Genomic DNA, 18,847 nt, shown 5'->3' on the forward strand with positions numbered 1-18,847 from the left:
GTAGGGCCGCGGAGCCGTCCCTCTCCGGCGGGCGTACCATCGAAGGATGACCGAGAAGACGCCGCGCAACGCCGAGCAGGAGACCGCGCCCGTGCTGCAGCCGCTCCCCGCCGCGCTCGAGGTGCTCGACGGGGATGCCGTCGGCTTCTGCAGCAACGGCGTCTGCCACCTCCCCGCGCCGTCGACGCGGTAGGCGACAGACGCCGTCACACCCGAGCGGTGTCAGTGGCCCCCGAGGCCGCCCTCACCGGCATCGTCGGCGGGCTTGCGAACGAACGGGCTGAGCGCCACCGCCGCGAGCGAGATGATCGCCGCGATGAGGAACGCCATGCGTGCACCGGGTGCCCCCGCGACCGCCCGCGACAGACCCTCGTCTTCTCCCGCGTGCAGGATCGCCGAGTACGTGACCGTGAGCAGCGCGACTCCGGCCGCACCGCCCACCTGCTGCAGCGTGTTGAGGACGGCCGAGCCGTGCGAGTACAGCGACCGGTGCAGCGAGCCCAGCGACGAGGAGAACAGCGGGGTGAACGACATCGCGAGTCCGACCGACATGGCCGCCTGCACGATGATGAGCAGCCACCACACGGTGTGCTCGCCCACGGTGGAGTAGAAGAACAGCGCCGCCGAGACCAGGATCGTGCCGGGGATGAGCAGCGGGCGCGTGCCCTTCGCGTCGTACACGCGGCCCATCACCGGACCGAGCAGGCCCATCAGGACGGAACCCGGGAGCAGGATCAGCCCCGACTCCAGCGCCGTGAGACCCGCCACGTTCTGCAGGTACTGCGGGAGCAGCGTGAGCGTGCCGAACATCGACAGCGCCAGGATGGTCATGATGATCACCGCGAGCGAGAAGTTGCCGACGCGGAACACCCGGAGGTCGAGCAGGGCGTCGTCCACGCGCTGCAGCACCAGCTGACGCCACACGAACATCGCGAGCGACACGGCGCCGACCGACAGCGCGATCACGCCCGCCGTGCCGCCCGAGCCGCCCTCGCCGCCGAACTGGCTGAGTCCGAACACGATGCCGCCGAAGCCGAGCGCCGCGAGCGGGATCGACAGCACGTCGAGCGGAGCCTTGCGGGTCTCGCCCAGGTTCGTCATCCACTTCACGCCCATGCCGAGCGACACGAGGGCGATGGGCAGCACGATCGCGAACAGCGCCCGCCAGTTGAACGCATCGAGCACGGCGCCGGCGAGCGTCGGGCCGATGGCGGGGGCGAGCGAGATCACGAGGCCGACCCGGCCCATCATGCGGCCGCGCGACTGCGGCGGCACGACGTTCATGATCGTCGTCATCAGCAGCGGCATCATGATGCCGGTGCCCGCGGCCTGGATCACCCGGCCGACCAGCAGCACCGAGAAGCCGGGCGCGACCAGCGCGACCAGGGTGCCCAGCGAGAAGGCCGTCATCGCGGCGATGAAGACCTGACGGGTCGTGAAGCGCTGCAGGATGAAGCCGGTCGTCGGGATGACGACCGCCATAGTGAGCATGAAGGCGCTCGTGAGCCACTGCCCGAGCTCGGGCGGGATGCCCAGGTCGGTGTTGAGGTGCGGGATCGCGATCCCCATCGTGGTCTCGTTGAGGATGGCGACGAAGGCCGCGACGAGCAGGAGCCAGATCACGCGCATGTCGCGGCGGGGGATCTCACCGCTCTGTGCGGGAGGCGTCGAGATGGAGCCGGTATCGACGGCAGACATGGGCGGCCTCCAGGGCATCGAGGGGGAAGGAAGGCGCGAGAGTTCGCAGGAGTCACTCAGCGTAACGGGTGCCGCGGACATTTCATTCCGATCCCTGCGATATCCGCTCAGGGCGGAGATCCGCGGGCGGCGACGTCGGCGCCCGTGGGTACGCTTGCGCCATGAGCATGGGCGGTATGGGCGGCGGGCCACGGGCCGGGTTCCGCGGGGTCGACGAGGAGGCCCAGCGCCGCCAGAACGCCGAGGCTCCGCGCATCGAGGGCCTGGGCAGCCGCGTGGTCGCGCTGTTCAGCGCCTACCGGTGGCGCATCCTCGTGACGGGCGTGCTGGTGGTCGTGGGAGCGGGCATCGCGGTCATCCCGCCGTTGCTGGTGCAGCGCATCTTCGACGACGCACTCTTCCCGGTCGACGGCGGCGGCCCTCACCTGCAGCTGCTGGCCTGGCTCGTGGGCGCGATGGTCGCCCTGTTCCTGCTCTCGGCCGGACTCGGCGTCGTGCAGACGTGGCTCACCGCGACCGTCGGCAACAGCGTCACGGGCGACCTGCGGGTGCGCCTTTTCGAGCACCTGCAGGCGATGGAGCTCGGGTTCTTCACCCGTACCAAGACCGGGGTCATCCAGTCGCGCCTGCAGAACGACGTCGGCGGGGTGTCCGGCGTGCTCACCAACACCGTCACGAGCATCCTCGGCAATGCCGTCACCGTGATCGCCTCGCTCGTCGCGATGATCCTGATCGACTGGCGCCTCACCCTGATCGCGGTCGTGCTGATGCCGTTCCTCGTGCTCGTCCAGCGCCGCGTCGGCCAGGTGCGGGCGCGCATCGCGGGGGAGACGCAGGAGTCGCTGTCGGAGCTCACGTCGATCACGCAGGAGACGCTGAGCGTGTCGGGCATGCTGCTCTCCAAGGCGTTCAACCGGCAGCGCACCGAGTCGGAGCGCTACCAGGCGGAGAACCGCAACCAGGTGGTCCTCCAGGTGCGCCGCGCGATGAGCGGTCAGGGCTTCTTCGCGGTCGTGCAGGTGATCATGGCCAGCGTCCCCGCCGTCATCTATCTCGTGTCCGGATTCTTCATCGCGGGCGGCACCGGTGCCATCACCGCCGGCACCATCGTGGCGTTCACGACCGTGCAGGCCCGGCTGCTCATGCCGCTGATGGGGCTCATGCGCGTCTCGCTCGACCTGCAGACGTCCTCCGCGCTGTTCGCGCGCATCTTCGAGTACCTCGACCTGGTGCCCGAGATCACCGACGCGCCCGACGCGATCACGGTCGACCGGGCGCCGGGGCCGCGCGGTCGCGTGGAGTTCGCCGACGTGGTGTTCCGCTACCCGGATGCCGCGCCCGACGCCCGACCCACGCTGCACGGCGTGTCGTTCGTGGCGGAGCCGGGGCAGCACGTGGCGTTCGTCGGGCCGTCCGGGGCGGGCAAGACCACGATCATCTACCTCGCACCGCGCCTGTACGAAGCCACGGAGGGCACCGTCCTGTTCGCCGGCGCCGACGTGCGCACGCTGCGGCAGGAGTCGATCATCGACGACGTGGGCATCGTGTCGCAGGAGACCTACCTCTTCCATGCGACCATCCGCGAGAACCTCCTGTACGCCAAGCCGGACGCGACCGAGCAGGAGCTGATCGCCGCCTGCACCGCGGCCAACATCCACCACATCATCAGCGGGTTCGAGAAGGGCTACGACACCGTGGTCGGCGAACGCGGCTACCGGTTGTCCGGCGGGGAGAAGCAGCGGATCGCGATCGCGCGCGTCCTGCTCAAGGACCCGCCGGTGCTGCTGCTCGACGAGGCGACCTCGGCGCTCGACACCGTGTCGGAACGCGTCGTGCAGGAGGCGCTGGACGAGGCGGCGAAGGGACGCACGACTCTCTCGATCGCGCACCGGCTGTCCACCGTCATGGGCGCCGACGTGATCCACGTGATCGATGCGGGCCGCATCGTCGAGTCCGGCACGCACGCCGAGCTGCTGGCGCAGGGCGGGCTCTACGCCGAGCTCGCGGCGCAGCAGGTGGCGGCCTCGCGCGTGCTCACCGTCGAGGCGGAGATCGAGGAAGACGACGCGGGGGAGCCCGCGACCGGGGGCGTGCGGGCGGCGCTCGACGCCCGCCGTGCCGACCGCGCACCGGACGACGCGGCTGCGGCGGACGCCGTCACCGCACTCGCGACCGCCGCTCCGCTGATCACGCCGTCCGCACCGGCGGCGGCCACCGGGGTCACGACGCCCGACCCCGACGAGTCCGCCCTCCCCGAGGCCTGAGCGCCAGGGCGGCGGCGTCAGTGCACGGACAGGCCGCCGTCGACGAACAGCGAGTGCCCGGTGACGTAGGCCGAGCCCGCACCGGCGAGGAACACCGCGGCGCCCGCGAAGTCGCTCGGTAGTCCGTTGCGTCCGATCATGGTGCGCGCGGCGAGGGCCGCGATGGTGTCGGGGTCCTGCTGCAGCCGGGCGTTCAGCGGGGTGAGCACGAACCCGGGCACCAGGGTGTTGCTCGTGACCCCGGTGCCACCCCAGGCCTCGGCTTCGGAGCGCATGAGCGACTCGACCGCGCCCTTCGACGCGCCGTACACGCCGCTGCCCACGAAAGCCCGGTGTGCCTGCTGCGAGCTGATGTGGATGAGCCGTCCATAGCCGCGGGACGCCATGCCCCTCGCGTACCGCTGGCCGAGCAGGAACGGCGCCAGCGCGTTGACCGTCATGGTCGCGTCCCAGTCGTCCTGCGTGATCTCGGCGTAGGGCGGCCGGAGGTTGATGCCCGCCGAGTTCACCAGGATGTCCGGCTCGCCGAACGGCTCCGCGGCCGCGGCGGCTGCGGCGTGGATGCCGTCGCGCGTGCCCAGGTCGCCGACGACCCCGGCCGCGCGGGCGCCGTGACCGCGCAGCTCCTCGACGGTCTCGCGGATGCGCTCCTCGCCACGGGCGACGATCACGGTCGCGGCGCCCGCGCGGGCGAGTGCGGTGGCGATGCCGCGGCCGATGCCGGAGCTGCCGCCGGTCACCACGGCCGTGCGACCGTCGAGCGAGAACAGCGAGTCGAGGTAGGCGTTCATACGGGCGGCCTTTCAGGGGTCGGGCTCACCAGTCCAGGGCGTCGGCGAGCGCGGGATCGGGAGCGGCGTCGGCGAACTCCGGCAGCGCCCGCAGCTCGGCCAGGAAGGCCTGCACCTCGGCGTCGTACGCCGGGTCGGGGTGCGTACGGGCGATGTCGAGCAGGGGAGGGACGTCCATCGCCAGGATGAGGTCGAGGCGGGCGGTGACGGCGGCGTGCTCCCCGGCGGCGTGCAGCACCGCGATGCCGCCGCGGAGGGCCGTGAGGTAGTCGCGGAGCACGGGGAGCTGGGCCTTGCTCTGCGTGATCGACGTGCCGTCGGCCCTGACCCGCCACTCGACGACGACGTCGGGGATGACGTCGAACGCCCCGGCGCGGGTGTACAGGGTCTGCGCGACGACCTGGTCCTCGTAGGCGACGCCCTCGGGGAAGCGGAGGTCGGTCCACAGCGGCGTCCTGCTCACCTTCGACCACGCGACGATGTTCGACGCGGCCGCGGGGTGCTCGGCAAGCGTGGTGGCGCGTCGCTCGGGGGCGGTGGCGGCGGCGACCCACGGCTGCACGCGCCCCGCGACGTAGCGGTCGCCCTGCCACCGCGACCGCACGTACGCGCCGGCGGCGAGGTCGCTCCCGGTCTCCTCGAGCGTGCCGAGCAGCCGGGCGAGCGCCGTGGGGCGCAGTTCGTCGTCGGCGTCGAGGAACCCGGTGTACGGGGTGTCCACGAGCGAGAGGCCCACGTTGCGCGCGGCACCGAGGCCGCGGGAGGCGGCGTGACGCATCGACGTGAACCGCGGATCCGCGGCCGCGGCGGCGTCGAAGATCGCGCCCGTGTCGTCGGTCGAGCCGTCGTCGATGAGGATGGCACGCCAGCGTCGCTCGGTCTGCGCGCGCAGCGAGTCGAGCGCGGCGGGGGCGAAGGCGGCGATGTCGCGTCCTGGCACGACCAGGGTCACGAGCGGGGCGTCGGTCACCAGCCGAGTCTAGAGCCGCAGCTCACCCGCGGACGGCGTCCACCGAGGCGGCGACGAGGGCGGCGAGGCGCTCCGGCGCGTCGTCCGGGAGGGGGGCGCGCCCGAACGTGAAGCGCACCGAGGTCTGGGCGACCGCGGGGTCGACGCCGCACGCGAGCAGCACGTGCGACGGCTCGTCGCTGCCCGCCGCGCACGCGGAGCCGCTGGACGAGATGACGCCGCGCCGCTCCAGCTCCAGCAGCACCGCCTCGCCGCTCACCCCCGCGATCGTGAAGCTGGCCGTGGCGGGCAGACGGCGCACGGGGTCGCCCGTGAGCGCCGCCTCCGGCACCCGCCGCAGCACCTCGGCGATGAAGCGTCCGGTCGCGGCGCCGATCCGCGCCCCCGCGACCTCGCGTTCCCGTTCGGCGAGGTCGAGCGCGGTCGCCAGGCCCACGGCGCCCGCGACGTCGGCGGTGCCCGAGCGGCGCCCGCGCTCCTGTCCGCCGCCGTGCAGCAACGGCTCCAGGGGCAGGCGGCCACGCACCGCGAGCGCGCCCGTGCCCTTGGGGGCGCCCAGCTTGTGCCCGGCGATCGACACCGCGTCGGCGCCGAGGTCGCGCAGCGGCAGCCAGCCCGCCGACTGCACGGCGTCGAGGTGCAGCGGCACTCCCCGCGCACGGGCGACCGCGGCAAGGGCCTCGACGTCCTGCACCGTGCCGATCTCGTTGTTCGCGTGCCCCAGCGCGACCAGTGCCGTGTCATCGCGGAGCGCGGCGGCGAGGGCCTCGGTGGTGACGCGGCCGTCCGGCCCCACGTCGAGCGCCGTCACCTCCACGTCGTGGAACCGCGCGAGGAACGCGGCCGACTCCAGGATCGACTCGTGCTCGATCGGCGACACCACGACGTGACGGCGCCCCGAGCTCAGCGCGCCGAGCACCAGTCCCTTCACCGCGAGGTTGTTCGCCTCGGTGCCGCCGCTGGTGAACACGACGTCGCCGCGGCGCATCCCGAGCACGTGCGCGACCCTGGCCCTGGCGTCCTCGAGGGCCTCCGCCGCCGCCTCTCCCGCGGTGTGGTGGCTGGCGGGGTTGCCGTACACCGTCGTGAGGTACGGCTGCATCGCGGCCAGCACCTCCGGGCGGACGGGTGAGGTGGCGGCGTGGTCGAGGTACAGCACGGCGTCAGTCGATCCGCAGATCCAGGCCGAGATCGAGCGCGCGGGCCGAGTGGGTGAGCGCCCCGACGGAGATGACGTCCACTCCCGTGCGGGCGATCGCGGCCACGGTGTCGAGGTCGACGCCGCCCGAAGCCTCCGCGGTCGCGCGACCGTCGATCAGCGCGACACCGGCGCGCAGCTCGTCCGGGGTGAAGTTGTCCAGCAGCACCGTGTGCGCGCCGCCGTCGAGCACCGCGGGGATCTGGTCGAGCCGGTCGACCTCGACCACGACGTGCGCGGTGTGCGGCAGTCGCGCCACGGCCTCGCGCAGCGCCGACGCCAGGTCGAGACCGCTGCGCTGCAGCACCGCGAGGTGGTTGTCCTTCGCCATGACCGCGTCGGACAGGGAGAAGCGGTGGTTGCGGCCACCCCCGCAGGCGACGGCGTGGCGCTCGAACGCCCGGAGCCCCGGGGTGGTCTTCCTGGTGTCGGCGATGCGGGCGCGCGTGCCCTCGACCGCCGCGACGTACGCGGCGGTGAGGGTCGCGATGCCCGACATGCGCTGCGTGAAGTTCAGCGCCACCCGCTCGGCGGTCAGCAGGCTTCGGGCGGCTCCGGTCACGGTCGCGAGCACGTCACCCGCAGCGAACGCGTCGCCCTCGCCCACGTGCAGGTCCACGGTGACCTCCGGGTCGGTGAGGGTGAAGGCGGCGGCGAACACCTCTCCGCCGCTGAACACCCCGGGCTCGCGGGCGACGAGGTCGGCGGTCGCGGTGGCGTCGGCGGGCAGCAGCGTCGCACTGGTCAGGTCGCCCCACGGGGCGTCCTCCTCGAGGGCGGCGCCGACCACGCGGGTGAGGGTGGCACGGGTGAGCATCAGACGGTCTCCAGGATCGGGGGACGGGCGGTGGCGGGGGCGGCGGGCTCCGCGTCCGCGCGGTGGTGGGCGCCGACCGAGATGCGGCGCGCCAGGGCAGCGGCGGCCGTGGCCTCCGCGACGTGCAGCAGGTGGGCGTCCTCGTGGTCGCGCGCGCTCTGCGGCGGCTGCTGCGCGATGATCCAGCCGCGGATGGTGCCGAGGGCGCGCTCGAGTCCCCGCGCTGTGCGGTGGAGTCCGACCTCGTCCCACATCAGCTGCTGCAGGGCGCGGCGCGCGAACGGCGGGGTGCCGGTGGTCGCCGCCGGCTCCGGGGCGGGCGTCGCGGTCGCCCGCGGCGTCGTGGGGCCGGGGTGGACGCCGGTGGGCCAGGGAGCGGCGAGGGCCGCAGCCGCCCGTGCGCCGAACACCGCACCCTCCAGGAGGGAGTTCGACGCGAGGCGGTTGGCGCCGTGCACCCCGGTGCGGGCCACCTCGCCCACCGCGTAGAGCCCACGGATCGTGGTGCGTCCGTCGAGGTCGGTCACGACGCCGCCCATCAGGTAGTGCGCGGCCGGGGTCACCGGGAGCGGATCGCGAGACCAGTCGAAGCCCCGCTCGCGGGTGACACGGTCGATCGTGGGGAAGCGGCGCGCGAGGGTCGCAGCTCCGAGCATCGTGGCGTCGAGGCGCACCGGCACGTCCTGTCGCGCGGCCTGTGCGGCGATCGCCCGCGCGACCACGTCCCGCGGCGCCAGCTCGCCGTCGGGGTGGCTGTCGAAGACGAACCGCCGTCCGTCGGCGTCGAGCAGCACCGCCCCTTCGCCGCGCACGGCCTCCGAGATGAGGAACGCCGGGCCGCTCGCGAGCACGGTGGGGTGGAACTGCACGAACTCCAGGTCGGCGACCGCGGCCCCCGCGGCCAGGGCCACGGCGATCCCGTCGCCCGTGACCCCGGCGGGGTTGGTGGTGTGGTCGTACAGCTGTCCGTCGCCCCCGGTCGCGAGGATCACGGCGTCGGCGGTCCGCACGGTGGGGTGGCCGTCGTGGAGCAGCTCCACGCCGCGCACGGTGCCGTCCGCCACGGTGAGCCCGGTGAGCATCGCCCGTTCGACCGGGGCGATCCCCGCCCGGCGCACGGCCGCGGTGAGGGCGGTCGCGATGGCGGCACCCGTGGCGTCTCCGCCCGCGTGGAGGATGCGCGCGTGGCTGTGCGCCGCCTCCCTCCCGCGCTGGAGGCTGCCGTCGGCGGCGCGGTCGAACGCGACGCCCCGGGCGATGAGCTCCGCGATGCGGGCGGAACTCGCAGCCACGAGCGTCTCGACGGCGGGGCGGTCGCCGAGTCCGGCTCCGGCGGTGAGGGTGTCGTCCGCGTGCGCGGCCGGGGAGTCGTCCGGCCCGTAGCCGCCCGCGATCCCGCCCTGCGCGAGCGGTGTGCAGCCCTCGCCGACCTCGCCCTTCGTCACGAGCGTCACGGTGTGGCCCGCCTCGTGCGCGTGCAGGGCCGCGGTCATGCCCGCGATGCCCGCTCCGACGACGACGACGTTCATCGCGTTCCGGCTGCCGGGGGCTTGGCGGCAAGCATGCGCTCGAGGGCGACCCTGGCCGGTTCCGCGACGTCCTGGGCCACCGTGATCCGGTTGGGCGTGCGTCCCGCGACCAGCTCCTCCAGCGTCCAGGCGAGGTAGCCGGGGTGGATGCGGTACATGGTCGAGCAGGGGCACACCACGGGGTCGAGGCAGAAGATCCGGTGCTGCGGGTACTGCGCGGCGAGGCGGCGCACGAGGTTGATCTCGGTGCCGATCGCGAACGTCGTCGGCGTGGTGGCCTCGTCGATCGCGCGGCGGATGTACTCGGTCGATCCGGCCTCGTCGGCGGCGTCCACCACCTCCATCGGACACTCCGGGTGGACGATCACGCGCGCGCCGGGGTGCTCGGCGCGGGCCTGGTCGATCTGCGCGACCGTGAAGCGGCGGTGCACGGAGCAGAAGCCGTGCCACAGGATGACGCGCGCGTCGCTGAGCTCGTCGGGCGTGGAGCCGCCCAGCGCTCGCCGCGGGTTCCACAGCGGCATGCGCTCCAGCGGCACGCCCATGGCCTTGGCGGTGTTGCGGCCGAGGTGCTGGTCGGGGAAGAACAGCACGCGCTGTCCGCGCGCGAACGCCCATTCGAGCACGGTGTGCGCGTTGGAGGAGGTGCAGACGATGCCGCCGTGTCGCCCGACGAAGCCCTTGATCGCGGCGGACGAGTTCATGTAGGTGACGGGGATCACGGGCACGCGGCCCTCCGCGTCCGGCGTGTCGAGGTCGCCCAGCACGTCGGCGAGCTGCTCCCAGCACTCCTCGACCTGGTCGATGTCGGCCATGTCCGCCATCGAGCATCCGGCGGCGAGGTTCGGCAGGATGACGGACTGCTCGGGGCGCGACAGGAGGTCGGCGGTCTCGGCCATGAAGTGCACGCCGCAGAACACGATCGCCTCCGCGTCGGTCCGGCCCTTGGCGGCCGTGGCGAGCTGGAAGGAGTCGCCCACGTAGTCGGCGTGCGTGACGACCTCTTCGCGCTGGTAGAAGTGCCCGAGGATCACCACGCGGTCGCCCAGGGTCGCCTTGGCGGCACGGATGCGGTCGTGGAGCTCGGCCTCCGGTGCCTCGCGGTATTCGGCGGGCAGTTCGCCCTGGCGGGGAGCGCCGGTGGGGATCACATCGCCCATGGACGACCCCGGGCCGTAGCCCGGGCGGATGTCGAAGTCCCAGGGGCCGGCCGCGAGGTCGGTGGTGCAGGTGGCCTCGGTCGACGCGCCGGTGACGATCGCCTGGATCGCGTGGTCGACCGAGGCGTCCACGGGCAGGACGGCGGGAGTCGGGACGGCGGTGATGCTCATCGGGTGCTCGTTTCTTCGGGGCCGAGGGGGCCGCGGTCGGCCAGCTCGACATCGGTGTTGTCGCGGTACAGACGGGCGGGACGGTGGCTTCCGGTGCGGAACCGGTCGGTGGGCAGGAGGTTGCCGGCGGCCTCCACCTGACGGCGGAAGTTCGCGGGGTCGAGCTGGCGGCCGAGGATCGACTCGTACGCCTCGCGGAGCTCGGCGAGCGTGAACTCCTCGGGCAGGAAGCCCTGTGCGACGCGGCTGTAGCCGACCTTGTTGCGCAGGCGCCACAGGGCGTACTCGATGATCTTGGCGTGGTCGAACGCCAGTGCGGGGAGCTCGTCGACCTCGAACCACTGCACGTTCTCCGGCGCGCGTCCGCTGGCGCGGTGGGCGGCGATCTGGGCTTCGACGTCGTCCTGTCGCAGCAGAGCCCAGTACACGATCGAGACGACGCGCGTGGGGGAGCGGTCGACGGCGCCGAACGCGTAGAGCTGCTCGAGGTAGCTGGGCGCGAGGCCCGTGGTCTCCGCGAGCGTGCGGGCGGCGGCGTCGACCGGGGATTCCTCGGCGGTGAGCCAGCCGCCGGGGAGCGCCCACTGCTGCGCGAACGGCGCGCGCGTGCGGAGCACGAGGGGGAGGGCGAGCACGGCGCGGCCGTCGTCGGTGCGCCGCAGCGTCAGGATCACGGTCGAGACGGCGACGCGGATGGGCTGGCTTCGAGTCATAGTCACCTTAACCTCCGTGAACGATCTTAGTGTCATAGCGACCCTTAGGGCGACTCCATGACGCCGTGGGTCCAGCGAGTCCGAAACGTTATCTGCGGGAGGGAATAGGGCTTGTCCGGCCTGATGGGGTTTGTTAGGTTACTGTCCTAACAAACCCCTTCGAGGTGACGTCCGTCTCCTCCTCCCGGGTTTCCCGTGAACCCCGACCGGGGTTCGGCTCCATCCGGAGAATCCCTCCTGCAGTGCAGCACCGAGAGGAAATGAAGAATGATCCGTAAGGGAAAGCGCGGTATCGCGCTCACGGCGGTCGCGGGGGCCTCGGTCCTCGCGCTGGGACTCACCGCCTGCGGTGGCGGGGGAGGCGAAGGCGGCAACGCCGACGGCGACCGCGCCCTCCGCGTCTGGGCCGGCAGCCAGACGCCGATCACCGCGAACTACAACCCGTTCGCCCCGACCGTGCTCCACGGCGCGCTCGGCCCGATCTACGAGCCGCTCTTCTTCTACAACAAGACGAAGGACTCCGAGCCCGTCGGCCTGATCGGTGACTCGTTCGAGTACAACGAGGACGGCACGCAGATCACGGTCAAGATCAAGCCCGACCTCAAGTGGAGCGACGGTGAGCCGCTCACTGCCGAGGACGTGGTCTTCTCGTTCATGTACGAGGCGAACAACCCCGAGGGCAACGGCCTTACCTCGGCCGAGGCCACCGACAACACGACCGTGGTGCTCACCTACTCGATCCCGCAGTACACCACCGAGTTCCAGCGCATGGGCTCGACCTACGTGCTCCCCGCTCACATCTGGTCGGAGATCGACGACTTCGCGAACTTCACGAACGAGGACCCCGTGGGCTCCGGTGCCTACGTCGTCGACAAGACGACAAGCGAGTCGTACACGCTGGTCGCCAACGAGAACTTCCGCGACGCCGACGAGCTCGGGGTGAAGAAGGTCCAGTACATCGCTGTCGACAACAACCAGACCGCGCAGGACCTGCTGGCCGCCGGCGAGCTCGACTGGGCCGGCATGTTCATCCCCAACCCGGACGACGTGACCGGCAACGGCAAGATCGAGTGGATCAACACGCCGCAGGACCCGACGGTGCTGTACACGTGCTCGAACGCCGAGCTCGGCTGCACCGGTCCCCAGACCGACGTCGCCGTGCGCCAGGCGCTCAACGTCGCGATCGACCGCGCCACCATCAAGGACAAGGCGTTCGTCGGGCTCACCGGCGACATCTCGCCCGCGTACACGCTGCTGCCGCGCGACGAGAAGTGGCTCGCCGACCCGGCGAACGAGGTCAGCCCGCAGGAGGCCGACGCCGCCGAGGCCGGCTCGATCCTGGAGGCCGCCGGCTACACGAAGGGATCCTCGGGCATCTACGAGAAGGGCGGCGTGCCGATCGAGCTCAACCTGATCTCGGTCGACGGCTGGACCGATTATAACGATGCCGCGAAGCTCATCGCGGAGCAGGCGGAGAAGGCAGGCATCAAGATCACGCCCTCCACCGTGCAATGGCAGGAATTCTCCGACGCGCGTCAGGGCGGCGGATTCCAGCTCATCGTCGGCGGTGTCATCGGCACTTCGGTCGCTGATCCGTTCCAGATCTACCGTGACTGGTTCGGTGGTACCGCGGTCGGCTCCACGGGACCGGTCGGCGCGGAGATCCCGCCCACCCGCTGGAACTTCAGCCGCTACGACAACCCCGTCGTTGACCAGGCCGTGCAGACGGCGATCGCAACGAACGACGAGGCCGAGCGGAAGGCGCTCTACGCCACCATCCAGACGGAGATCGTCCGCGACCTTCCGTACATCCCGCTGGTCGTCAACGCCACCCAGACCTTCTACAACACGAAGGACTTCACGGGCTGGCCGACGGAGGAGGATCTCTACGCCTTCCCGCCGTCCTGGGGTGCGATTGCGGCCGGCTACGTGCTGACGCAGCTGAAGCCGGCGAAGTAGGCGAGAGGAGTCAGGGGAAGCGGGAAGTCAGGAGCACTGTGACATGAAGTTCTATGCACGAAGAATCGGGTTCTACGCATTCACGCTGTGGGCCGCGATCTCCCTCAACTTCCTGCTTCCCCGGCTCATGCCGGGGAATCCGGCCGACATCATGATCGCCAAGATGCAGCGGGCGGGCGGCGAGGTCTCCGAGACCACGATCCGCAACATCCGCCTGCTGCTCGGCGGCGACGACTCCTCACTCTGGGAGCAGTACCTCGACTATTGGGGTCGCATCTTCACTGGCGATCTCGGCACCTCGGTCACCGACTTCCCGAAGCCGGTCGTCGAGCTCATCGCCGAGGCGCTGCCGTGGACGCTCATCCTGGTGGGCCTGTCGACCCTGATCTCCTTCGTGCTCGGCATCATCCTCGGTGCGTGGGCGGGGTGGAAGCGCGGCACCTGGGTCGACCACGTCATCCCCGCCACCACGGTCCTCCAGTCGATCCCGTACTTCTGGCTGGCTCTAATCCTGGTCGCGGTGTTCGCCGTCGGGCTCGGCTGGTTCCCCATCTTCGGAGGCTACGACGTCTTCGACTTCCCTTACGGCCCCGAGCCGACGTGGGCCTTCTTCACGGACGCCCTGTCGCATGCGGTGCTCCCCGCCCTCACGATCGTGATCAGCTCGGTCGGCGGGTGGATGTTCGGGATGCGCAACATGATGGTGTCCACCCTCGCCGAGGACTACGTCCTGACCGCGGAGGCGAAGGGGCTGCGTCCACGGAGGATCCTCACCGCCTATGCCGCCCGGAACGCCGCGATCCCGTCGATCGCCGGGTTCTCGATCACGCTCGGCTTCGTCGTCGCCGGTGCCATCGTGATGGAGCAGGTCTTCACCTATCCGGGCATCGGCAAGCTCATGTTCCAGGCGGTCACCGCCAACGACTACGCGCTCATGCAGGGCCTGTTCCTGGTGATCACCGTGACCGTGCTCGCCGCCAACTTCCTCATGGACCTCGTCTATGGATTCATCGACCCGAGGGCTCGCCAGAATGTCTGACACGAAGAACCCGCTCCTCGTCGAGGAGACGCCCGCCGTCGCCCCCGAGGGCACGCTCGCCGTGGCCACCCAGCGGCAGGATCGCCCACGGCGCCGCATCCTTCCCCGCACATCGCCCAAGTTCACCGTCGGCGCCGTCCTGGTGCTCGCGATCGTGCTGTTCGCGATCATCGCGCCGATCTTCTCGCAGAACCCCCGCAGCACCGACAACCCGGCGCTCCAGCCGCCCTCGCCGGAGCACTGGCTCGGCACGACCAAGCTGGGCAACGACATGTTCGCGCAGCTGGCGATCGGAGCGCAGGGGTCGCTGCTGGTGGGCGTCACTGCGGGCGGCATCGCGATCGTGCTCTCCCTCTTCTTCGGTGTGCTGGCCGGGTACCTCGGCGGCTGGCGCGAGGATGTGCTGGCGCTGCTCACCAATGTGATGATCGTGATCCCGGGCCTTCCCCTCGTGATGGTGATCGCCTCGTTCGTCCCGCAGCGCAGCTGGCAGATGGTCGCCTTCGTGCTCGGCATCACGGCCTGGGCAGGTGCCGCCTACGTCCTCCGGCTGCAGACGCGATCCCTGCGGACGAGAGACTACGTGTACGCCTCGAAGGTGGCGGGGGAGCGCTCGTTCCGCGTGATCCTCGTCGAGATCATGCCGAACCTGCTGCCGCTGCTGACAGCTCAGTTCCTGTTCGCGATCATCTTCGCGATCCTCGGCGAGGCGGGGCTCTCCTACCTCGGTCTCGGCCCGAACTCTTCGATCACCTGGGGGTCGATCCTGAACGATGCGCAGTCGGGGCAGGCTCTCGGGCGTGGCGCGTGGTGGTGGTTCGTGCCCCCGGGCCTCATGATCGCGGTGCTCGGCGCCGGACTCGCCCTCATCAACTTCGCGATCGACGAGGTCATCAACCCGAAGCTGCGCAACGCGCCCGATGCGGCCCGCCGTGTGCGCAGGGCCGCCAAGACGAAGGGGATCTCCGCATGAACGAGGCGGTGCTGTCGGCGAGGAATGTGTCGATCGAGTATGAGGTGGATCCGCCGGTCAAGGCTGTCCGTGATGTGTCGCTGACGCTGCATCGCGGGGAGATCCTGGGGTTGGCGGGGGAGTCGGGGTGTGGGAAGACGACGCTCGCGTATGGGATGAATCGGTTGTTGAAGGCTCCGGCGTTGATGACCCAGGGCGAGATCGTGTTCCATGACCGGGATGGTCATGACATCGATGTGGTGGGCCTGGATGGGGAGGGGTTGCGGGCGTTCCGGTGGGACAAGATCTCGATGGTGTTCCAGGGGGCGATGAACTCGCTCAACCCGGTGATCAGTGTGAGGGCGCAGATCTTCGACATCTTCGACACGCACCGTCCGGGGATGAGTAAGAGGGCGAAGCGGGAGCGGGCGGAGGAGCTGCTGACGCTGGTGGGGGTGGATCCGAACCGCCTGACGAGTTTCCCGCACGAGCTGTCGGGCGGCATGCGGCAGCGGATGATGATCGCGATGGCGTTGGCGCTCGATCCGCAGGTGATGATCATGGATGAGCCCACCACGGCGTTGGATGTGGTGGTGCAGCGGGGCATCATCCGGGAGATCATGCGGTTGCGGGAGAGGCTCGGGTTCGCGGTGATCTTCATCACGCATGACCTGCCGATGCTGATCGAGATCAGTGATCGGATCGCAGTGATGCTGCAGGGGCGGATCGTGGAGCAGGGCACGGCGGAGGAGATCTACCGGACCCCGCAGCACGAGTACACGAAACGGCTGCTGTCGAGTTTCCCGTCGTTGACCGGGGAGCGGGGCGATTTCGTCCGCACGGGTATGAGCCAGGAGGGCATCCGATGAGTGCCATCGCCGACACCACCACCGCGACCGGCACCCTGGAGGCGCGGAATCTGGTGAAGGACTTCACCCTGCGCTCCGGGTTCCGCACGAGTGTGTTGCATGCGGTGAAGGATGTGTCGTTCACGCTGGAGGCGGGGAGGACGGTCGCGCTGGTGGGGGAGTCGGGGTCGGGGAAGTCGACGATCGCGCGGATGCTGATGAAGCTGGAGACGCCCACCTCCGGGTCCATCCTGTTGGACGGCAGGGAGACCGGCACCCGGGGTCGGGGGTTGGAGCGGTACCGGTCGGATGTGCAGATGGTGTTCCAGGACCCGTTCGCGTCGTTGAACCCGTTCCACACGATCGTGCATCACCTGGAGCGTCCGATCCGCCTGCACCACCCGAAGCTGTCCGGGACGGCGGTACGGGCGCGGGCGATCGAGCTGCTCGAACGGGTCCGGCTGACCCCGGGGGAGAGCTTCGCCGAGCGCCGCCCGCACGAGCTGTCCGGCGGGCAGCGGCAGCGCGTCGCGATCGCGAGGGCGCTGGCCCCGGGGGCGCGGTTCATCGTGGCCGACGAGCCGGTGAGCATGTTGGACGTGTCGATCCGGCTCGGGGTCCTGAACCTGCTGGCCGAGCTGCAGCGGGAAGAGAACCTGGGCGTGCTGTACATCACCCACGACCTCGCCACAGCCCGCCACTTCTCCGATGAGATCATGGTGCTCTACAAGGGCGACGTCGTCGAACGCGGACCCGCCGACCAGGTCATCCTCCACCCGCAGCACGACTACACCCGCACCCTCCTCGGTGCCGCCCCCGAGCCGGAGAACCTCGGCCGTCTTCGCGATGAGGTGCGTGCGGAGCTCGCGGGACGGTGATCCGGGTCCGAGCCGTATGGGTGGGGCCCGTGCGTCGGGCTAGACTGAAGCCACAATCGAAGACAGGCCGAACGACCCACGCGGGAGAGCCCCGGCGCACGCAGCCGGGCACCGAAGGAGCAAGCCTCCCCGCCAATCTCTCAGGTACGCGTACCGCGGGGGTCCGGCCGCTCTGAAAAGCGATCCCGAGCTGTCGGGGATCCGCCGACGGTGAAAGCCCGCGTGCTCGTGCGGGCGAAGCTCTCAGGCCCATGACAGAGGGGGAGTTCCCTGGAACGGCGATGCCGCCGTTCCGCCCGACCCAGCCCGGGAGAACTCCATGTCCGACCCCCGCTTCACCCCGCTGCGCGAGCGCCACGAGGCCCTCGGCGCATCCTTCACCGACTTCGGCGGCTGGCAGATGCCGGTGCGCTACACATCCGACCTCGCCGAGCACCACGCCGTGCGCCAGGCGGCGGGCATCTTCGACATCTCGCACATGGCCGAGTTCACCGTGCGCGGAGGCGACGCGGGTGCCTTCCTCGACTACGCACTGGCCGGACGGCTGTCGGCTCTCGCGGTCGGCAAGGCGAAGTACTCGCTGCTGCTCACGCCCGAGGGCGGCATCGTCGACGACGTGATCGTGTACCGGCTCGCCGACGACGACTACCTGATCATCTCCAACGCAGGCAACCGTGACGCCGTCCGTGGTGCGCTCGCGGACCGGGTCGCGCACTCCGGGGTCGAGCAGGTCGAGGTCGCCGACGTGTCCGACGACTACGCCCTCATCGCGGTGCAGGGTCCGCGCGCCGAGGAGATCCTCGCCGCGACGGCCGGTATCGGCGAGGTGAGCGTGCCGTGGGCCGAGCAGCGCTACTACGCCTGGGCGTCCGCGACGTTCGCGGGGCAGCCGCTGCTCCTCGCCCGCACCGGCTACACGGGCGAGGACGGCTTCGAGCTTCTGGTGCCGGCGGCTCACGCGGCCGCGCTGTGGGATGCCGTGCTCACCGCCGGGACGCCCCTGGGCCTGGTACCGGCGGGCCTCGCGGCGCGCGACACGCTCCGGCTCGAGGCCGGGATGCCCCTGTACGGCCATGAGCTGAGCCTGGACACGTCGCCCGCGCAGGCGGGCCTCGGTCGCGTGGTGGTCGCCGCGAAGGAGCGCTTCGTCGGCAAGGACGCCCCCGCCCCGGCGGCCGACGCGCGCGTCCTGGTCGGACTGACCGCCGAGGGTCGCCGCGCGGGCCGCGCCGGCTACGCGGTGGTCGACGCCGACGGTGCCCCGCTGGGGGAGATCACCAGCGGCGCCCTGAGCCCGACGCTGGGTCATCCGATCGCGATGGCCTACGTCGACCCTTCTTCCGCGGAAGAGGGAACCGCAGTATTCCTTGATGTGCGGGGGACCCGTATCCCCGCGACCGTGACCGCCCTGCCTTTCTACCGGAGGAACTCATGACCGACCTCAGCGCACTCCGCTACACCGACGAGCACGAGTGGATCGCCGGTGACGGCGACACCGTGACCATCGGCATCACCGACTACGCCGCCGAGAAGCTGGGCGACGTGGTGTTCGTCGAGCTCCCCGCCGTCGGCACCGAGATCACCGCCGGCTCCGTGGTGGGCGAGATCGAGTCGACCAAGTCGGTCGGCGAGCTCTACGCCCCGGTGGCCGGCACGGTCGTCGAGATCAACGACGCCGTGGTCGACGACCCGTCGCTGGTGAACGCCGAGCCCTTCGAGGGCGGCTGGCTGCTCAAGGTCTCGGTCGCCGCCGGCGCCCTGGACGGACTGCTCGACCGCGACGCCTACGTCGCACTCACGGAGGGCTGAGACACACGTGGTTGCTTTCGCCGATCGTCACATCGGACCCACCGAGGCCGC

The 18,847-nt window shown here is 70.9% G+C and carries 17 protein-coding genes and 2 riboswitches; of the genes, 9 read left to right on the forward strand and 8 right to left on the reverse strand.

Annotation, left to right across the window (positions count from 1 at the left end; translation table 11 throughout):
* Positions 1-46 precede the first annotated feature (46 nt).
* Positions 47-193, forward strand: coding sequence for a hypothetical protein (locus KV394_RS10970; RefSeq protein WP_168387113.1), 147 nt, complete (start codon positions 47-49; stop codon positions 191-193).
* 29 nt (positions 194-222) lie between these two features.
* On the opposite strand, the gene KV394_RS10975 is transcribed toward KV394_RS10970, so the two are convergent.
* On the reverse strand, positions 223-1,698 hold the full coding sequence (locus tag KV394_RS10975; RefSeq protein ID WP_247981445.1) for an MDR family MFS transporter: 1,476 nt from the start codon (positions 1,696-1,698) through the stop codon (positions 223-225).
* 167 nt (positions 1,699-1,865) lie between these two features.
* Between KV394_RS10975 and KV394_RS10980 the strand changes: the two genes are divergently transcribed.
* On the forward strand, positions 1,866-3,962 hold the full coding sequence (locus KV394_RS10980) for an ABC transporter ATP-binding protein (RefSeq protein WP_247982862.1): 2,097 nt from the start codon (positions 1,866-1,868) through the stop codon (positions 3,960-3,962).
* A gap of 17 nt (positions 3,963-3,979) precedes the next feature.
* On the opposite strand, the gene KV394_RS10985 is transcribed toward KV394_RS10980, so the two are convergent.
* Genes KV394_RS10985 through KV394_RS11015 form a run of 7 tightly spaced genes read right to left on the reverse strand, consistent with a single transcriptional unit; the run spans position 3,980 to position 11,311 of the window.
* The gene (locus KV394_RS10985; protein WP_247638562.1) at positions 3,980-4,753 is read right to left on the reverse strand and encodes an SDR family NAD(P)-dependent oxidoreductase; all 774 of its coding nucleotides are present in this window, start codon (positions 4,751-4,753) and stop codon (positions 3,980-3,982) included.
* 25 nt (positions 4,754-4,778) lie between these two features.
* Positions 4,779-5,723 carry a glycosyltransferase family 2 protein gene (locus KV394_RS10990; protein ID WP_407665441.1) on the reverse strand — a complete coding sequence of 315 codons (945 nt, stop codon included), beginning with the start codon at positions 5,721-5,723 and terminating at the stop codon, positions 4,779-4,781.
* Positions 5,724-5,745: 22 nt separating this feature from the next.
* On the reverse strand, positions 5,746-6,882 hold the full coding sequence (locus KV394_RS10995; protein WP_247981446.1) for a cysteine desulfurase family protein: 1,137 nt from the start codon (positions 6,880-6,882) through the stop codon (positions 5,746-5,748).
* A gap of 4 nt (positions 6,883-6,886) precedes the next feature.
* Complete coding sequence (gene nadC, locus KV394_RS11000; RefSeq protein WP_136044274.1) at positions 6,887-7,738, reverse strand: carboxylating nicotinate-nucleotide diphosphorylase; 852 nt, start codon at positions 7,736-7,738, stop codon at positions 6,887-6,889.
* A complete protein-coding gene (nadB, locus tag KV394_RS11005) occupies positions 7,738-9,267 on the reverse strand; it encodes an L-aspartate oxidase (RefSeq protein WP_247981447.1) in 1,530 nt (509 codons plus the stop codon). Before nadB ends, nadC begins: the two co-directional genes overlap by 1 nt.
* Positions 9,264-10,598: a quinolinate synthase NadA gene (gene nadA / locus KV394_RS11010; RefSeq protein ID WP_247981448.1), complete on the reverse strand. Its 1,335-nt coding sequence runs from the start codon at positions 10,596-10,598 to the stop codon at positions 9,264-9,266. Before nadA ends, nadB begins: the two co-directional genes overlap by 4 nt.
* Entirely contained in the window at positions 10,595-11,311 is a 717-nt protein-coding gene (locus KV394_RS11015) for an NUDIX hydrolase (RefSeq protein ID WP_247981449.1), read from the reverse strand. Before KV394_RS11015 ends, nadA begins: the two co-directional genes overlap by 4 nt.
* 267 nt (positions 11,312-11,578) lie before the next feature.
* Here KV394_RS11015 and KV394_RS11020 point away from each other — a divergent pair, with 267 nt between their 5' ends.
* From KV394_RS11020 to gcvH, 7 genes are all read left to right on the forward strand, one after another.
* Positions 11,579-13,270, forward strand: a complete 1,692-nt coding sequence (locus tag KV394_RS11020; protein ID WP_247981450.1) for an ABC transporter substrate-binding protein — start codon at positions 11,579-11,581, stop codon at positions 13,268-13,270.
* 43 nt (positions 13,271-13,313) lie between these two features.
* Positions 13,314-14,309 (forward strand): ABC transporter permease, encoded by a 996-nt coding sequence (locus tag KV394_RS11025; protein ID WP_136028553.1) that lies wholly within the window; start codon positions 13,314-13,316, stop codon positions 14,307-14,309.
* Positions 14,302-15,282, forward strand: coding sequence for an ABC transporter permease (locus KV394_RS11030; RefSeq protein WP_136045779.1), 981 nt, complete (start codon positions 14,302-14,304; stop codon positions 15,280-15,282). Before KV394_RS11025 ends, KV394_RS11030 begins: the two co-directional genes overlap by 8 nt.
* Positions 15,279-16,130, forward strand: coding sequence for an ABC transporter ATP-binding protein (locus KV394_RS11035; protein WP_247981451.1), 852 nt, complete (start codon positions 15,279-15,281; stop codon positions 16,128-16,130). The genes KV394_RS11030 and KV394_RS11035 overlap by 4 nt, the downstream gene beginning before the upstream one ends.
* Complete coding sequence (locus KV394_RS11040) at positions 16,127-16,987, forward strand: ABC transporter ATP-binding protein (RefSeq protein ID WP_247981452.1); 861 nt, start codon at positions 16,127-16,129, stop codon at positions 16,985-16,987. The genes KV394_RS11035 and KV394_RS11040 overlap by 4 nt, the downstream gene beginning before the upstream one ends.
* Before the next feature lie 71 nt (positions 16,988-17,058).
* Positions 17,059-17,153: riboswitch (glycine riboswitch) on the forward strand.
* Position 17,154: 1 nt separating this feature from the next.
* Positions 17,155-17,252: riboswitch (glycine riboswitch) on the forward strand.
* A gap of 54 nt (positions 17,253-17,306) precedes the next feature.
* The gene (gene gcvT, locus KV394_RS11045) at positions 17,307-18,422 is read left to right on the forward strand and encodes a glycine cleavage system aminomethyltransferase GcvT (RefSeq protein WP_247981453.1); all 1,116 of its coding nucleotides are present in this window, start codon (positions 17,307-17,309) and stop codon (positions 18,420-18,422) included.
* Positions 18,419-18,796: a glycine cleavage system protein GcvH gene (gcvH, locus tag KV394_RS11050; RefSeq protein WP_136028632.1), complete on the forward strand. Its 378-nt coding sequence runs from the start codon at positions 18,419-18,421 to the stop codon at positions 18,794-18,796. The genes gcvT and gcvH overlap by 4 nt, the downstream gene beginning before the upstream one ends.
* Positions 18,797-18,847: the final 51 nt, after the last annotated feature.

The organism is Microbacterium sufflavum (genome assembly GCF_023101165.1).
In the GTDB taxonomy this organism is placed as follows: domain Bacteria; phylum Actinomycetota; class Actinomycetes; order Actinomycetales; family Microbacteriaceae; genus Microbacterium; species Microbacterium sufflavum.

What these genes read in the sequence shown, in the direction of transcription:
- KV394_RS10970 (WP_168387113.1), top strand. Translation starts at nt 47, where the DNA reads ATGACCGAGAAGACGCCGCGCAACGCCGAGCAGGAGACCGCGCCCGTG.
- KV394_RS11015 (WP_247981449.1), bottom strand. Translation starts at nt 11,311, where the DNA reads ATGACTCGAAGCCAGCCCATCCGCGTCGCCGTCTCGACCGTGATCCTG.
- nadA (WP_247981448.1), bottom strand. Translation starts at nt 10,598, where the DNA reads ATGAGCATCACCGCCGTCCCGACTCCCGCCGTCCTGCCCGTGGACGCC.
- gcvT (WP_247981453.1), top strand. Translation starts at nt 17,307, where the DNA reads ATGTCCGACCCCCGCTTCACCCCGCTGCGCGAGCGCCACGAGGCCCTC.
- nadC (WP_136044274.1), bottom strand. Translation starts at nt 7,738, where the DNA reads ATGCTCACCCGTGCCACCCTCACCCGCGTGGTCGGCGCCGCCCTCGAG.
- KV394_RS11040 (WP_247981452.1), top strand. Translation starts at nt 16,127, where the DNA reads ATGAGTGCCATCGCCGACACCACCACCGCGACCGGCACCCTGGAGGCG.
- KV394_RS11020 (WP_247981450.1), top strand. Translation starts at nt 11,579, where the DNA reads ATGATCCGTAAGGGAAAGCGCGGTATCGCGCTCACGGCGGTCGCGGGG.
- KV394_RS10985 (WP_247638562.1), bottom strand. Translation starts at nt 4,753, where the DNA reads ATGAACGCCTACCTCGACTCGCTGTTCTCGCTCGACGGTCGCACGGCC.
- KV394_RS10980 (WP_247982862.1), top strand. Translation starts at nt 1,866, where the DNA reads ATGGGCGGTATGGGCGGCGGGCCACGGGCCGGGTTCCGCGGGGTCGAC.
- KV394_RS10975 (WP_247981445.1), bottom strand. Translation starts at nt 1,698, where the DNA reads ATGTCTGCCGTCGATACCGGCTCCATCTCGACGCCTCCCGCACAGAGC.
- KV394_RS11035 (WP_247981451.1), top strand. Translation starts at nt 15,279, where the DNA reads ATGAACGAGGCGGTGCTGTCGGCGAGGAATGTGTCGATCGAGTATGAG.
- nadB (WP_247981447.1), bottom strand. Translation starts at nt 9,267, where the DNA reads ATGAACGTCGTCGTCGTCGGAGCGGGCATCGCGGGCATGACCGCGGCC.
- KV394_RS11025 (WP_136028553.1), top strand. Translation starts at nt 13,314, where the DNA reads ATGAAGTTCTATGCACGAAGAATCGGGTTCTACGCATTCACGCTGTGG.
- KV394_RS11030 (WP_136045779.1), top strand. Translation starts at nt 14,302, where the DNA reads ATGTCTGACACGAAGAACCCGCTCCTCGTCGAGGAGACGCCCGCCGTC.
- gcvH (WP_136028632.1), top strand. Translation starts at nt 18,419, where the DNA reads ATGACCGACCTCAGCGCACTCCGCTACACCGACGAGCACGAGTGGATC.